This window comes from Pseudomonas sp. Irchel 3F6, assembly GCF_900187595.1.
GTDB lineage: Bacteria > Pseudomonadota > Gammaproteobacteria > Pseudomonadales > Pseudomonadaceae > Aquipseudomonas > Aquipseudomonas siliginis.
In genome coordinates this window covers 47507-64256 of the sequence record NZ_FYDP01000001.1, presented here as the reverse complement: position 1 = coordinate 64256, position 16750 = coordinate 47507, and the positions used below count along the sequence as shown (strand labels likewise).

At 63.3% G+C, this 16750-nt stretch carries 3 protein-coding genes; 1 reads left to right on the top strand and 2 read right to left on the bottom strand.

Annotated features, from left to right (window positions below; genetic code table 11):
• Nucleotides 1-51 precede the first annotated feature (51 nt).
• Nucleotides 52-2535 (top strand): TonB-dependent receptor, encoded by a 2484-nt coding sequence (locus CKW30_RS00200; RefSeq protein WP_177434182.1) that lies wholly within the window; start codon nucleotides 52-54, stop codon nucleotides 2533-2535.
• Nucleotides 2536-3407: 872 nt separating this feature from the next.
• Here the strand turns inward: CKW30_RS00200 and CKW30_RS00195 are convergent.
• A complete protein-coding gene (locus CKW30_RS00195) occupies nucleotides 3408-4364 on the bottom strand; it encodes an alpha/beta hydrolase (RefSeq protein ID WP_095179470.1) in 957 nt (318 codons plus the stop codon).
• 69 nt (nucleotides 4365-4433) lie between these two features.
• Nucleotides 4434-16748, bottom strand: a complete 12315-nt coding sequence (locus tag CKW30_RS00190; RefSeq protein ID WP_095179469.1) for a non-ribosomal peptide synthetase — start codon at nucleotides 16746-16748, stop codon at nucleotides 4434-4436.
• Nucleotides 16749-16750 lie beyond the last annotated feature (2 nt).

The following is a 16750-nucleotide window of genomic DNA, read 5'->3' as shown; positions in this document are numbered from 1 at the left end:
ATGAGATGAATAAGAACCATTAACAACTATACCTGCCAAGGTCTTAACCTCATGTCCGCATCCCGTTTCATGCTTCGCCCTCTGACTCGAGCCCTGCTGATGCACGGCGCGACCCGCACACGCCTGGCCGGTAGCGGCCTGGGTCTGGCACTGACCCTTGCAGCAGCGCCGTATGTCCAGGCCCAGGAATGGACCCTGAACATCCCGGCCCAGCCGCTGGCCCAGGCCCTGCAGACCCTCGGTCAGCAGACCAGCCTGCAAATCATCTACAGCCCGGAAAGCCTGCAAGGCCTGCGCTCCAGCGCCCTCAACGGCCGCTACCAGGATGACGAGTCACTGAAGGCGATGCTCAGCGGCACCGGCATTCGCTATCAGCGTGACGGCAACACCGTCACCGTGCTCGGCCCGGCCACCAGCGGCAACGCGATGGAACTGGCGCCGACCAACGTCAACGCCAACCGCCTCGGCGCCACCACCGAAGGCAGCAACTCCTACACCACCGGCGGCGTGACCATCGGCAAAGGCGTGCACTCGCTGAAGGAAACGCCGCAGTCGGTCACGGTGATGACCCGCAAGATGCTCGACGACCAGAACCTCAACACCATCGAACAGGTGATGGAGAAGACCCCGGGCATCACCGTCTACGACTCGCCCATGGGCGGCAAATATTTCTACTCGCGCGGTTTCCGCATGACCGGCCAGTACCAGTACGACGGCGTGCCGCTGGACATCGGCAGCAGCTACGTGCAGGCGGACAGCTTCAACAGCGACATGGCCATCTACGACCGCGTGGAAATCCTCCGCGGCGCGGCGGGCATGATGAAGGGCGCGGGCGGCACCGCCGGCGGCGTCAACTTCGTGCGCAAGCGCGGCCAGGACACCCCGCACACGCAGCTGTCGCTGTCGGCCGGCACCTGGGACAACTACCGCGGCCAGGTCGACACCGGCGGACCGCTGAACGACGCCGGCACTGTCCGTGGCCGCGCAGTGGTGACCCAGCAGACCCGTAAGTATTTCTACGATGTGGCTGAACGCCGCGACCAGATCTACTACGGCGCCCTGGACTTCGACCTCAGCCCTGACACCACCCTCGGTCTGGGCATGGCCTATGAAGACGTCGACGCCACCCCGTGCTGGGGCGGCCTGCCGCGCTACGCCGACGGCTCCGACCTGCACCTGAAACGCTCCACCTGCCTGAACACCTCGTGGAACAACCAGCGCAGCAAACGCGCCACCTACTTCGCCGACGTCAAACACCAGTTCAACGACGACTGGTCGCTGAAAGTCGCCGGCGTGTACTCGCGCAACACTCAGGACATGGAATATTCCTTCCCGAGCGGCACAGTGCCCTTGGGCGCCACCGCCACCAACACGCTGATGCTCGGCAGTACCTATGATTACGATCAGCGCGACTACGGGTTCGATGCCTACGTCGATGGCAAATTCGACGCCTTCGGCCAGCAGCACGAACTGATCGTCGGCGCCAACGCCAGCCGTTCGCACAAGGACGACTTCTACGCGGTGGCGGCATTGCCACAGCGCCAGAACGTGTTCAACCCGAACCACAACATCCCGCAGCCGGATGAAAGCTACTACCTGGCCAACGCCTCCCGTGGCGGCCCGGTGGACATGCACATCAAGCAATACGGCGCCTACTCGATCGCCCGCCTGAAACTCGCCGACCCGATGACGCTCGTGCTCGGCAGCCGAGTCAGCTGGTACAAATCCGATACCGATTCGGTGCAGTACTTCCGTGGCGAAGGCACCGAGGTCAACACCCAGTCCACCGAAACCGGCCAGGTCACGCCGTTCGCCGGCCTGCTCTACGACCTCAACGACAACCTGACCGCCTACGCCAGCTACACCGACATCTTCACCCCGCAAGGCTCGTATAAAACCATCGACGGCAGCACGCTCAAGCCGCTGATTGGCCAGAGCTACGAATTGGGGATCAAGGGTGAGTGGTACGACGGTCGTCTGAACACCACGTTCAACCTGTTCCGCACCATCCAGAAAGATGCGGCCCAGGATGACCTGCGGTGCGAAGACAGTTCGTGCCAGATCAACTCGGGCAAGGTCCGCGCCCAGGGCTTTGAAGCTGAAGTCAGCGGTGAAGTGATCGACCGCCTGCAACTGTTGGCCGGTTATACCTACACCCAGACCAAGGTGCTGGAAGATGCCGATGCCGCTCAGGATGGCGCGGTCTACAACTCTTACGTGCCGCGTCACCTGTTGCGCGTCTGGGGTGATTACGCCCTGAGCGGGCCGCTGGACCGTGTGACGATTGGTGCGGGGGTCAATGCGCAGACGGGCACCTACCGGGTTTCGCCTCTGGGCGGCGACAATGTCGATGGCGCGGGTTATGCGGTCTGGAACGGTCGCATTGGTTATCGGATTGATGACACCTGGTCGGTGGCGTTGAACGGCAACAACCTGTTCGACAAGCGTTATTACGCGACTATTGGTACCGAGGGGTTCGGTAACTTCTACGGGGATCCGCGCAATTTTGTGATGTCGGTGAAGGCTGATTTCTGATTGCTCTTAGTTGTGTGGAAGCCCCGCTTTGGCGGGGCTTTTTGGTTTTTGGGATTGGGGGGCATATCCGTTGCTGCGGTGAAGGCTACTTAGGGTTCCGCCCTTACGGCGGGTCACTTTTTCCAAACGCCGGAATGCCGGCCCAGCGAAAAGTAACCAAAAAGGCTTTGCCCCGGCGTACGGCCCGCTCGCTGGGGCTCGGGGTACCTTCGTTACGGGACCGATCCGGGCGCAGCGGCTCCGGTTGGCTTCGCTGCACCTACACTCGCTGTGTACGACTGCGTCGTACGGTCGCTGCGCTCCCACCCCCGGATCGATCCCGTAACGAAGCCTGCCGAAGGGGCAAAAGATCAAGAGCCAGAGCAAAAGCCCCTCACCCTAGCCCTCTCCCGGAGGGAGAGGGGACTGACCGAGGTGTTCAGGCGAAATACGCCGACTTGCGATATCGAGTCGAATGCAGATTCTGGAAAGCCCGCAAATCGGCTCCCTCTCCCTCGGGAGAGGGCTGGGGTGAGGGGCGAATCCAACACAGATCCAAAGCAGACCACACGCTTTTCACCACTCAACAATGAGCGTTAGCTCGAGTGCTTTTGATCTTGATCCACCGGCGACGTCGGAAGGCTGAGTGGAGGGATTGATCCGGGGGTGGGAGCGCAGCGACCGTCTGGCGCAGCCAGACACAGCGGAAGGAGGTGCAGCGAAGCAAACCGGAGCCGCTGCGCCCGGATCAGTCCCGGAGCGAAGGAACCCGAGCCTGCGAGGGCCGAACGTAGGAGCAAGCCTTTTGGGTTACCTTTTTGGCGTTTGAAAAAGGTGACCCGCCGTAAGGGCGGAACCGTAATCAGCAGCACCCGCAGAAACGGATATGCACACTAAACCAGAGCCCGCGCAAGCGCCCCACCAACCCTCGAATAAACCTCCAGAACCCCAGGCACCACCGCCCCCAACCGCAACAAATCATGAGTCAACCCGGCACAAACCTCGACCTCGACCTCAACCCCCTGGCCGCGCAGCCTGTCGACATAAGCCTGCCCCTCATCCAGCAACGGATCAAACCCGGCAAGCAGCACAATGGCCGGCGCCACCCCACGCAAATCCTCCGCCAGCAACGGCGAAAAGCGCCAATCCAGATAATCCTCCGGCCCTCGCGCATAGTGCTGATAAAACCACTCCAGCGTGTCGTTCTCGAGCAGGTACCCCTCGCCAAACAACAGCCGCGAATCATGCACCCGCGAAGCATCGGTCACCGGATAACACAACAACTGCGCCTTCGGCGCGATAGCCACCGTGTGCGGCTGCCGCACCGCCTGAATCGCCAGCACCGTCGCCAGCGTGGCGCCCGCGCTATCACCGCCAAACGCGACCCGCGAACAATCCAGGCCGAGGCTCACAGCCTGTTCGGCCAGCCACGCCAACGCGTCCTCGCCATCCTCCAGCGCCGTCGGAAAGCGATGCTCCGGTGCCAGCCGATAACCGACCGAGAGCACCGCACACGGCGTGCGCTGGCAAAACTCACGGCAGACACCGTCGTGGGAATCCAGACTGCCGACCACAAACCCGCCACCGTGGAAATACACCAGCACCGGCAGCGGTGAAGCAACACCGTTGGGCCGGTACAACCGCAAGGCCAGCACCGCGCCGTCCCGGGTCAGTGTTGCAATCTCGCTGACTTCAAGGTCTTGCGGCGCCGGCCAGCGCAACTGCGCGGTGGTCTGTTCGAATGTGGCGCGGGCCTCGCTCGGGGTCAGTTGGTGCATGGCCGGCAGGCCGGCGTCCTGGCTGTCTTGAGCGAGGTCGAGGAAAGCTTCCAGATCAGGGTGTAACGACATCGATAAAAATCCTTGTATCCGCAATAAGACGGGCGCGCCTGGGCAGCGCCCGCGCAAAAGACCGGGCGATCAACCCACCCGCGCCATGCAATGCTCGATCAACGCTTCAAGCTCGCGCTGGTAATCGCTCATCAGCGCATCCATGGTGCCGGCGCGGTAACGCTGGCTGCTGTAGATGCAGCGCAAGGCCAGTTGCCCGTCATAGACCTGGCCGACAATTTCCAGCCAGTTGCCCAGATTCGCCTTGAGACTGTAGTTGTCGCCGGTCTCTTCCAGTGCCGGCACCAGCAACGCCTGTTCATCGAAGCTCTGGTCGAACTGCCCGAGGTAGTTGAACGTCACCCGTGCCTGCGGCAATGCAGCCAGTTGCGCCGAGATTTCCGGCCCGGCCAGATGACGCAGCACGCCATAGCCGATGCCCTTCTGCGGTACGCCCGCCAGTTGCGCCTGCACATCGATGATCGACTGGCCGATGTCATCGCTGTCCGGGCGCAAACGCACCGGGAACATGCTGGTGAACCAGCCGAGGCTGCGGCTCAGGTCGATCGATTCGAAGAGGTCTTCGCGCCCGTGCCCTTCGAGCAGAATCAACGCCGACGGTTGCTGGCTCCAGCGGCACAGGGCGCGACTGAGCGCTGACAACAGCAAGTCGTTGATCTGCGTGCCGTACACCGCCGGGGCCTGTTTGAGCAGTTGTTCGGTGTGCTCGCGGGACAGCTTGAGCCGCGCCTGCGCCTGTTGCCGCACGAGGTTCTTGCCGCGCGGGTTGTCGCACGGCAGATCAACGCTGGGCTGATCCAGTTGCTCCAGCCAATAGCTCAATTCCTGCTCGGCAATCACCGGCGCCTGCGCCTGCAATGCCTCGGCAAACGAACGATAACTGCTGGTGCGAATCGGCAGCTGCGGCGCCAGCCCCTGCACGCACGCCTCATAAGCGACTTTCAGATCGTCGAGCAGAATCCGCCACGACACGGTGTCGACCACCAGGTGATGAATCACCACCAGCAAGCGCGCCTGGCCATCCGGCAACGCCACATGCATGACCCGCCAGACCGGTCCGTCATCGAGTTTGAGGCTGCGCTGCGCGAGGTTGGCCAAGGCTTCGACCTCTTCGCTGCTTTGCGCTTCACGGCGCCACAGCACAGCCTCGTCGGACGCGCTGCTGCTATAGCGCTGCAACCAGCGCCCGCCGTCGTTGGAAAACCGCAGACGCAACGAATCGTGATGCTGTTCGATCAAGCCCAGGGCCTGCTCCAGTGCATCCAGATCCAGCGGCTGACGTGCGCTGAGCAGCAACGACTGGTTGTAGTGATGCGCCTCGGCCATGCCTTCGGCGAAGAACCACTCCTGGATCGGCAGCAAATTGAACGCGCCCTCTGCGGCAACCTGTGTCAGGTCCGGCAGCGCTTGCCCGGCGCCCTCCTTCGCCACCTGCTGCTCGACGATGCCGGCGATGGTTTGATAGCGCATCAGATCGCGCAGCTTCAGTTCCATCTGAAGGGTCGGGTGGTTTCGCACCCGCGAGATCACTTGCAGGCTGAGGATCGAATCGCCGCCCAGTTCAAAGAAGTTATCGCTGATACCGACCTGCTCGACCTGCAACACCTGCGCCCAGATTTCCGCCAGCAGGCGTTCCTGCTCGGTGCGCGGCGCAACATATTCGTCGCTTTTGAACTCCGGCTCCGGCAAGGCCTTGCGATCGAGCTTGCCGTTGGGCGTAACCGGGAACGCGCTGAGGCAGACGATCTGCGCCGGCACCATGTATTCCGGCAGCGAAGCGCGCAGCCCGGCCTTCAGTTCATCGCCGATATCATCACCCGTGGCAGTGACCACATAACCGATCAGTTGCTTGCCGGAGGCATTGTCGCGGGCAATCACCAGCGCATCGCTGACCGCCGGCAACTGACGCAGGCTGGCCTCCACTTCGCCCAGCTCGATGCGGAAGCCACGCACCTTGACCTGATGGTCGATGCGCCCGACGTAATCGACCAAGCCGTCCGGGCGACGACGCACCAGATCGCCGCTGCGGTACAGGCGTTCGCCCGGGGCAAACGGGTTGGGCACGAAGCGCTCGCCGGTCAGATCGGGGCGGCCGTAGTAACCGCGAGCGACGCCGTAACCGCCGATGTACAACTCACCGGCAAAACCCGGCGGCAGCGGATTCAGATCGTGGTCGAGCACGTACAGCGAACGCGCACCGACCGCGCGGCCGATCGGCGCGTATGCCGCTTCGCACTGCTGGCTGATGGCGACTTTCCAGAGCATCGGCGTGACCACGGTTTCGGTCGGGCCGTAGCCGTTGGTGAAGTATTGCGGACGCAACGCCGCTTTCACCTGTTCGAAAGTCTGCTCCGGCACCGCGTCGCCACCGAAGCAGTAGATGCGCACCGGCGGCGGTGCAATGCCGCTGGCGGCGGCGTACTCGGCCAGTTGTTTGAGATAGGCCGGCGGGAAGCAGGCAATGGTCACGCCGTAATCATGCAGGGCCTGATAGGTCTGCTCCGGCGTCCACAAACAACCGTCGCGGATCACCAGACGACCGCCGCTGTACAGCGTACTCAGCCAGCGTTCGTGAGCGCCGTCGAAAGCGAAGGACATGAAGTGCAGCTCGCAACTGCTCGCGTCCATTTCGTACAACTCGGCGATCGCCTGGCAGTGCATGCTCAGCGGTCCCTGGGTGACGGCCACGCCTTTCGGCCGCCCGGTGGAACCGGAGGTGTAAACCAGATAGGCCAGGCTCTGCTCGTGAACATCGCAGACCGGTGCGGCATCGCTGTAAAGACTGCGATCGAGCTGATCGATTTCCAGGCGCAACACGCCATGCGGCGCCGGTAACGTCGCGCGCAGGCTGGTTTGCGTCAGCAGCAGGGCCATGCGCGAATCTTCGATCATGTAGGCCAGACGCTCCGGCGGGTAATCGATGTCCAGCGGCACGTACGCCGCACCGCTCTTGAGCACGGCGAGGAAACTCACCAGCATTTCCAGCGAGCGCGGCAACGCCACGCCGATCACCACTTCCGGCCCGGCGCCGTGGGCGATCAGGCACTGCGCGAGTCGATTGGCCTGCCGCTCCAGTTCGGCGTAGGTCAGGCTCTCGCCGGCGCATTGCACCGCGATCGCGTGGGGTTGCTGTTGCGCATGACGACTGATCAGCTCCGGCAGCAACTGCGGCGCGTGGCGGTGGGAAGGCTCGGCGCTCCAGGCCTGCGCCGCTTGCCATTGTTCGGCGGACAGACGCTGCAAGTTGCCCAGCCGCTCATACGGCGCGGCCATCATCGCCGCGAGGGTGTTTTCCAGGGTCAGGCGAATGCCTTCTACCGCCTCGGCGCTGAAGTGGCTGCGCAGGTACAGGTACTCGATCGACAATTCGTCGCCGAGCATCACCGCAAGGTCCATCGGCACGTTGGTCACGCCGTGGCCGATGGATTTGCCGAAGGTCAGCTCGGTGTCGGTTTCTTCCTGCAAGCGCTCGTCGATCGGGAAGTTCTCGAACACCACGATGCTGTCGAACAGCGCCTGACCACCGAGGTTCGACCAGCGCTGCACATCGGCCAGCGGTGCCTGGGAGTAATCGCGAATGTCGAGGTTGTAGGCCTGCACTTCGCCCAGCCAGTCGGCCAGGCGCTGATCGGCCTGCGGCGTCTGAATGATCGGCAAGGTGTTGATGAACAGGCCGAGCATGTTGCCGACGTTCGGCAGACTTTCCGGACGCCCGGATACGGTGGCGCCGAAGGTCACCGTCTGCTGGCCGGTGTAGCGTTGCAACAGCAGCAGCCACGCGCCCTGAATCAGCGTGTTGGGGGTGATGCGCAAATCGCGGCAGAACTCCAGCAGGCGCGCGGTTTGCGCTTTGTCCCAGTTCGAATAGATAGCATCGTGACCGGTAACGTCGGCACTGTGGCGCGGGTGCATCGCCTGACTCAGCGCAGTGGGTTCGTTGACCACCGCCAGACGCGCTTTCCAGAACAGCTCCTGGGCATCCTGATCCTGCGCCTGCAACCAGGCGATGAAGTCGCGATAGCGGCCGTTTTCGCCAGTCACCTGGCCCGTGGCGTAGTACTGCAAGACCTCGCCGAACAACCGCGAACTGCTCCAGCCGTCCATCAGAATGTGGTGGCTGGTCCAGATCATCTGGTACTGCTCGTCGCCCAGCTGCAGCAGGGTCACCCGCTGCAAACGCGCCTCGGACAAGTCGAAGCCCAGCGCGCGGTCGGCACTGGCAAATTCGGCAATCGCCGCCTCGCTGCAGTCCTGCCCACGCCAATCGAGCACCTGCATCTGCAACGGCGCTTGGCGATGCACTACCTGCAACGGCTTGGCCAGCCCATCCTGCCAATGGAAACTGGTGCGCAGGATCGCCTGCCGCACAATGATGAATTCCCAGGCCTGGCGGAAACGCTCCACGTCGAGGCCCTTGATCGGCAGGCTGACCTGTTGCACGTAGAGGCTGCTGCCGTTATCCGACAGCGTATGGAACAGCATGCCTTCCTGCATCGGCGACAGCGGGTAGACGTCTTCGATCAGCTCCGTCGGCACCGGCAAGGCATCGAGTTGCGCCTGATCCAATTGCGCCAACGGGTAGTCGGCGGCGCTGGCGGATTGCGCGTCTGCATGCGAAACCACTGCGGCCAGTTTCTGCACCGTCTGCTGCTGGAACAGGTCCTTGGGCGTGAAGCAAATGCCCTGCTGCCGCGCGCGGCTGACCAGTTGAATCGAGATGATCGAATCGCCGCCGAGGGCGAAGAAGTTGTCGGTCACGCCGACCCGCTCGATCTTCAGAATGTCCTGCCAGACCTCGGCCAGTTGCTGCTCCAGCGGCGTCGAAGGCGCGACGTAATCGCGTTGCGCCTGATTGGCATCCGGCGTCGGCAAGGCCTTGCGATCAAGTTTGCCGTTGGGTGTCAGCGGCAACTGTTCGAGGAACAGCCACTGCGCCGGCACCATGTAATCCGGCAGATGCGCCTTGAGCGCGGCTTGCAGCGCAGCGCTCAGCGCGTCCAGTTGCGCAAGACTCTGATCAGCCTCCGCCGGCACCACATAAGCCACCAGTTGCTGGCCGCCAACGCCGTCCACCGCCAGCACCACGCCTTCGCGCACGCTGGCCTGGGCCAGCAGACGCGCTTCGATTTCCCCCAGTTCGATACGGAAGCCGCGCACCTTGACCTGATGGTCGATGCGGCCGACGTATTCGATACGGCCGTCGTCCATGAAACGCGTCAGGTCGCCGGTGCGGTACATGCGCTCGCCGTTGCTCGCCAACGGGTTGGGCACGAAGCGCTCGGCGGTCAGGCCCGGGCGCAACAGATAGCCACGGGTGATGCCCTCACCGGCCAGATACAGCTCCGCTGCGATGCCGAGCGGAGCTGCCTGCAATTGCCCGTCGAGCAGGTACGCGGTGGTGTTGCGCAGTGGCCGGCCGATATTGGCCTGGCCGCCGAGTTCGCGGCGGGTCCAGGTCGAATACGTGGTGTCTTCGGAAGGCCCGTACAGATCGTAAACGTGGGCAACCGAAGTCTCGCGGTACAAGATGTCGACCAGCGCCTGCTTGAGCGGCTCGCCGGCCAGATTGATGATCCGCACGCCCGGCGGGATCTGGCCGATGCGTTGTAGCGCGGCAATCGCCGATGGCACGGTGTTGATCAGGCGCACCTGATCACGCTCGGGCAAGTCCGCCAGCTCCAGGGCATTGCGCGCCATGACCATGGACCCGCCGCGCGCCAGGGTGACGAAAATCTCCCACACCGACAAGTCGAAGCACACCGACGTCGAGGCCAGTACGCCTTGCAGATCGTCCTCGCTGTAGACCTCGGCGGACCAGTGAATCAGCGCCTTTACGTTGCGATGGGCGATGGCCACGCCTTTCGGTTTGCCGGTGGAACCGGAGGTATAGATCACGTAGGCCAGATTGGCCGCGTCGGCGCGCGCCGGCAGGTTGTCCGGCGCTTGCGCGACGAACGCCTTACCGCCGGCCTCGACCAGCACCACGTGGGCTTCGCTGGACGGCAGTTGCGCCAGCAAGGCTTGCTGGGTCAGCAGGACTTTCGCCTGGCTGTCGTCGAGCATGTAGGCCACGCGGTCGGCCGGGTAGTCCGGGTCCAGCGGCACGTAGGTGCCACCGGCCTTGAGCACCGCCATCAGGGCGATCACCAGTTCCGCCGAACGCGGCATCGCTACGCCGACGCGTACTTCGGCGGTGACACCCAGTGTCACCAAATGCCGGGCCAACTGGTTTGCCCGCCGGTTCAGTTCGCCGTAGCTCAGCGCCACGCCGGCATGACTCAACGCCAGTGCCTGCGGATGTGCTGCGACCCTTGCTTCAAAGCTCTGCGAGATCAGCCGCTCGGCCGGATAAGCCGCGTGATTGTCGTTCCACTGCGCCAGCGTCTGCCGTTCGGCCTGCGGCAGCAGACCGATCTCGCCAAGTGCCCGCTGCGGCGCTGCGATAAATTGCTCGAGCACTTCACGCAAATGCTCCGCCAGAGCAAGCACGCTGCGTTCGGCAAAGTGCTCGGTGAGGTAGTTGAAATCGAGGTTGAGCACTTCGCTGGCGCCAGCGATCAGGGTCAGGCCGTAGTTGGTCTGCTCGCGATGCTCCAGACCGGAAAAGCGCAGCCCGCCCGGATTGGCCTCCAGCGCTTCGGACACCGGGTAGTTCTCGAACACCAGCAAAGTGTCGAATAACGCTTCGCCACTCAACGCCGCCAGACGCTGAATGTCCTGCAACGGCGTCTGTTCGTAGTCGCGCAACAGCAGGTTCTTGTCCTGCACGCTGCGCACCCAGTCGCCGACGCTGAGGGTGGCCTGCGGGCTGGCGATCACCGGCAAGGTGTTGATGAATAGCCCCAGCTGTTCTTCGATGCCCGGCAAATCCACCGGACGCCCGGATACCGTGGCGCCAAACGCAACGGTGGCCTGGCCGGTATAGCGCTGCAACACCAGCAGCCATGCCGCCTGCACCAGGCTGTTGAGGGTCACCTGTTGCTGACGGGAGAAGCTGTTCAGACGCTGGGTCAACGCTTCATCGAAATGCAGACGATGCATCTGTTTGCCCGGCCCCGGCACGGTGCGTCCGAGGCAGGCGGAGGCCAGTCGGGTCGGCTCGTCGAGTTCGGCCAGTTGCCCGCGCCAGAATTCCTGCGCGGCCGCCTTGTCCTGGCCCTGTAGCCACACCAGAAAATCCCGATAGCGACCCTGCGCGCTCGGCACCGGCTGGCCGGCGTAATCCTGCAGCACCTCGCCGAACATCCGCGAGTTGCTCCAGCCATCCATGAGGATGTGGTGGCAGGTGAAAATCAGTCGATGGCGATCGTCGGCAGTGCGCAGCAGGCACAGGCGCAACAGCGGCGGATTCTGCAGATCGAAGCCACGTTCGCGGTCGGCCTGCGCCCGTGCTTCAAGCACCGCCGGCAGATCGGCGGCATCGCGCACATCGATTTCCGGCATTTCCAGGGTCAGTTGGCGGTTGATCACCTGCAACGGCGCATCGAGGCCATCGCGGCCCCAGATGAAACCGGCGCGCAGCACTTCATGGCGATCGACCACCCGTTGCCAGGCTTGCTGGAACCGCGCGACGTCGAGGCCGTCGATGTCCAGCAGCATCTGATAGACGTAGGCGCTGGCATCCGCGTCGTACAGGCTGTGGAACAGAATGCCCTGCTGCATCGGCGCCAGCGGATAGATGTCCTCGATGCGCTGGGCGGCGATCGGCAGGCTGTCCAGATGCGCCTGGGACAAACCGGCCAGCGGCACGTCGGACGGAGTCAGCCCCCCGGAATGACTGAGGCAGTGGTCGATCAATTCGCTCAGCGCCACTTCGTAGGCGCGGGCCAAACCGACAATGGTCGCCTCCTCGAAGACGTCGCTGCTGTAGGTCCAGGTCAGGCTCAACTGGCCCTGATAAACCCGGCCATCGATGGTCAGCCAATTGGCCATCGGCGCGTTTGCGTCCTGACCGGCGCCCTTGTCTTCGGTGGCCGGCCGCCACAAGGCGTCTTCGTCGAAGTTGTTATCGAACTGGCCGAGGTAGTTGAACGTTACCTGCGGTTGCGCCAGTTCATGCAGTGCCGCTTGTGCTTCGGCGGTACCGAGATAACGCAGCAAGCCGAAGCCGATGCCCTTGTTGGGGATCGCGCGCAGTTGCTCCTTGATGCCTTTGATCGAGGTTTCCAGGCTGGCGTTTGGTGTCAGGCGCACCGGGAACATGCTGGTGAACCAGCCCACGGTGCGGCTCAGGTCGATGTCATCGAAGAGGTCTTCGCGGCCATGGCCTTCGAGCTGCACCAGCGCACTGTCGCTGGCGGTCCACTCGCACAGCACCCGCGCCAGTGCGGTCAGCAGCAGGTCGTTGACCTGGGTGCGGTAGACCGCCGGAGCCTGTTGCAGCAATTGGCGGGTACGTTCGGCGTCCAGCCGCGTGTCGACGCTGCGTTCGAAGCGGTTGTTCAATTGGCCCTGCGGATTATCCAGCGGCAAACCGAGCGGAACATCGCGCAACTGCTCGCGCCAGTAGCTCAGTTCGCTGCCCAGCGCCGCGCTGCTCGCATGTTCTTGCAGGCGCAAGCCCCAGTCCTTGAACGCGCTGGTCTTGGCCGGCAGATGCACGCTCTGTCCGCTGCTGATCTGCTGATAGGCGCTTTGCAGGTCTTCCAGCAGGATTCGCCACGACACGCCATCGACCACCAGGTGATGAATCACCAGCAACAGACGCTGACTGGCGTCCGGCATATCGACCAGCGCCGCGCGGATCAGCGGGCCGTTGTGCAGGTCGAGGCTGCGTTGCAGGTCCAGGCACAGCGCTGGCAGTGCCGCGCTGTCGTCCAGCGTAAAGCTGCGCAACAAGTCTTGTGGCTGATCCGCCGCGCCGTGGCTTTGCTGCCAGCCCTGCTCGGTTTGGCGATAACGCAGACGCAAGGCGTCATGCTGTTTTTGCACCTGCGCCAGGGCCTGTTGCAGCGCCGCAGCTTGCAGGGTTTTCGCCGGGGCCAGCAGGATCGACTGGTTCCAGTGATGCCGCGCCGGGATGTCGCTGTGGAAAAAATATTGCTGGATCGGCGTCAGCGGCGCGTCGCCCAGCACTTCACCCTGCTCCGTCTGCACCGCGTCGCTCTGCTGCGCGACGGTGGCCAGACGCTGCACGGTCTGATGCTGAAAAATGTCCTTGGGCGTAAAGCGAATGCCGGCCTGCCGCGCGCGGCTGACCACTTGAATCGAAATGATCGAATCGCCGCCCAGCTCGAAGAAATTATCGTGAAGCCCGACCCGCTCGACCTTGAGCACGTCCTGCCAGATCTCCGCCAGACGCTGTTCCAGTTCGCTGCACGGCGCCGCATAAGCCTCTTGCACTTGCGCAACGTCCGGCTGCGGCAGTTGTTTGCGATCGAGCTTGCCGTTGGCGGTCAGCGGCAGACGGTCGAGGAACGCCCAACTGACCGGAACCATGTAATCCGGCAGGGTTTCGCGCAGGTGCGCCTTGATCGAATCGCGCAGGGCGCCCTGCTCGTCCGCGTTCACTGCCTCGACGGGCACGACCCAGGTTGCCAGTTGCTGGCCGCTGAGGCCGTCCACCGCCAGCACCACCGCTTCGCGCACCTGTGGATGCTTGAGCAGTTGCGCTTCGATTTCGCCGAGCTCGATGCGGAAACCACGGATCTTCACTTGGTGGTCGATACGACCGATGTACTCGATCACCCCGTCGCCGCGCAGGCGTGCGAGGTCGCCGGTACGGTACAGACGCTGGCCGGCCTTGCGGTTGAACGGGTCCGGCACGAAGCGGGTGGCGCTCATGCCAGCCTGATTCAGATAACCACGAGCGAGACCGGCGCCAGCGATGTACAACTCACCGATGCAGCCTTGCGGCACCAGGTTGAGCGACCTGTCGAGCAAGTACCACGACAGGTCGACAATCGGCGCGCCAATCGGGCTGCTGTGATTGCTCTGCAGATCCGCCAGCGACAATGGCCGGTAGGTCACATGCACGGTGGTTTCGGTGATGCCGTACATGTTGATCAGCGTCGGCGCGCGGTCGCCAAAACGCTCGAACCACGGACGCAGAGTCTGCACTTCCAAAGCCTCGCCGCCGAACACCACGTAACGCAGGGCATTGCTGCGCGCAGATTCACAGGCAACCTGCATCAACGGCTTGAACGCCGACGGTGTCTGGTTCAGCACCGTGACATTTTCATCGCACAGCAGCGTGTAGAAATCCTCTGGCGAACGGCTGACGTCGTGGGGCACCACCACCAGTTTGCCGCCGTACAGCAGCGCGCCAAAAATCTCCCACACCGAAAAGTCAAACGCGTAGGAATGGAACAGCGTCCAGCTGTCCTGCGCGCCGAAATCGAACCAGTGCGCGGTGGCGCTGAACAGGCGCATCACGTTGCCGTGCGGCAGCAACGCGCCCTTGGGTTTGCCGGTGGAACCGGAGGTGTAGATGACGTAGGCCAGATTGTCCGGCTTGGTCAGGCATGGCGGGTTGCTTTCGATGCTGTGTTCCGGCGCCTGATCCAGATCGAGGCAGACCAGCCCCGGCGGCAGCGGCAATTGCCCGAGCAAATGGCCTTGGGTCAACAGCAATCGAATACCGCTGTCGTCGATCATGTAGCTCAAGCGCTCATCCGGGTAGCCCGGGTCCAGCGGCACATAGGCGCCGCCCGCTTTCAGCACCGCGAGAATGGCGACGATCATGTCCAGCGAACGCTCGACCGCAACGCCGACGCACACGTCCGGGCCGACGCCCTGCTCGATCAGCGTATGCGCCCACTGGTTGGCGCGGCGATTGAGTTCAGCGTAGGTCAGGCGTTGTCCTGCGAAGGTCACGGCCACCGCGTCGGCATGCCGCTCGGCCTGGGCCTCAATGGCTTGCTGGATGCACGGCGTCAGCGGTTGTTCAATCAGCGACGGATTCCATTGCGCCAACAGCTGTTGCTGCTGGCCTGCATCGAGCATTGGCAACTGGCCGATACGCTGGCTCGGCTCGGCGACGATCGCTTGCAACAGCGCGGTCCAGTGTTGCGCCAGGCGCTCGATGGTCGCTGCGTCGAACAGGTCGGTGGCGTACTTGAGTACCGCTTCGATGCCGTGCGCCTGTTCGGTAGTGTTGAGGGTCAGGTCGAATTGCGCGGTCTGGCTCTGCCATTCCAGCGGTTCGATGTTCAGGCCGATAAGGCGCGTCGCAACGCTCGCACGGCGCTCGGCCTGGTGGTTGAACATCACCTGGAACAGCGGACTGTGGCTGAGGCTGCGGCCCGGCTCCAGCGCTTCGACCAGTTGCTCAAACGGCAAGTCCTGATGCGCCTGCGCCTCCTGCGCCGTCTGTTTGACCTGACGCAGCAGCTCGACAAACGGCAGCTCTGCGTCGACATCCGCCTTGAGCACCTGGGTGTTGACGAAGAAGCCGATCAGGCGCTCGATTTCCACCCGGCCACGGTTGGCCACCGGCACGCCGACACGGATGTCGCTTTGCCCGCTGTAGCGATGCAGCAAGGCCTGAAACGAAGCCAGCAGCAACACGAACAGGGTGACGTTTTCCTGCCGGGCAAACGCTTTGAGGGCATGGCTCAGCGCCGGGTCGAGAATCAGGTTGTGGCTGGCGCCGGCGAAGCTCTGCTCCACCGCGCGCGGGCGATCCAGCGGCAGTTCCAGCACCGGTTGCTCGCCGCCGAGCTTGGCCTGCCAGTAGGCCAGTTGTCGCTCCTGCTCACCGGCCTCCATCCACTGGCGCTGCCACAAGGCGTAATCGGCGTATTGAATCGGCAGGGCCGGCAGACCGGCGTCGTGACCGAGGTTGAAACCGGCATAGAGCTGCACCAGTTCCTCGATCATCACTTGCAGCGACCAGCCATCGGAAACGATGTGATGCAGGGTCAGCACCAGCACATGCTCAGCGGGGTTGACCTGTAGCAGCGCGGCACGCAGCAACGGGCCGTGCTGCAGGTCGAAAGTCTTCTGGCTCTGGGTCTGGACGAAAGCCTCGATCGAGTGCTCCGGGTCATTCGCCAGATCAGCGCTCAGGTGATGAATATCGAGGGTAAAAGGTCCTGCGGGCAGGACCACTTGCAAGGGTTGCGCGCTGTCTTGAGAGAACACCGTGCGCAAGGTTTCGTGGCGTTCGATCAGCGCCGCGATGCTGCGTTCCAGTGCCGGCACATCCAGCGGCCCCTGCAAGCGCAGGGCCGTCGGAATGTTGTAGGCCGCGCTGTGCGGTGCCCACTGCCAGAGGAACCACTGGCGCTGCTGAGCGTAGGACAGCAGCAGCGGCTCTTCAGCCGTGCGCTTGAAAACCGGGGCAATGTCAAAGAGGTTGACGCCTTTCTGCTTGAGCAGAACCGCCAGAGCCTTTCTTTGCTTAGCCGAAAGTTGTCCTACCGACTCGATTAACTCTTGCACGC

Excerpts from the sequence above, each read along its gene's own strand:
- CKW30_RS00200 (WP_177434182.1), top strand. The coding sequence starts at position 52 with ATGTCCGCATCCCGTTTCATGCTTCGCCCTCTGACTCGAGCCCTGCTG.
- CKW30_RS00195 (WP_095179470.1), bottom strand. The coding sequence starts at position 4,364 with ATGTCGTTACACCCTGATCTGGAAGCTTTCCTCGACCTCGCTCAAGAC.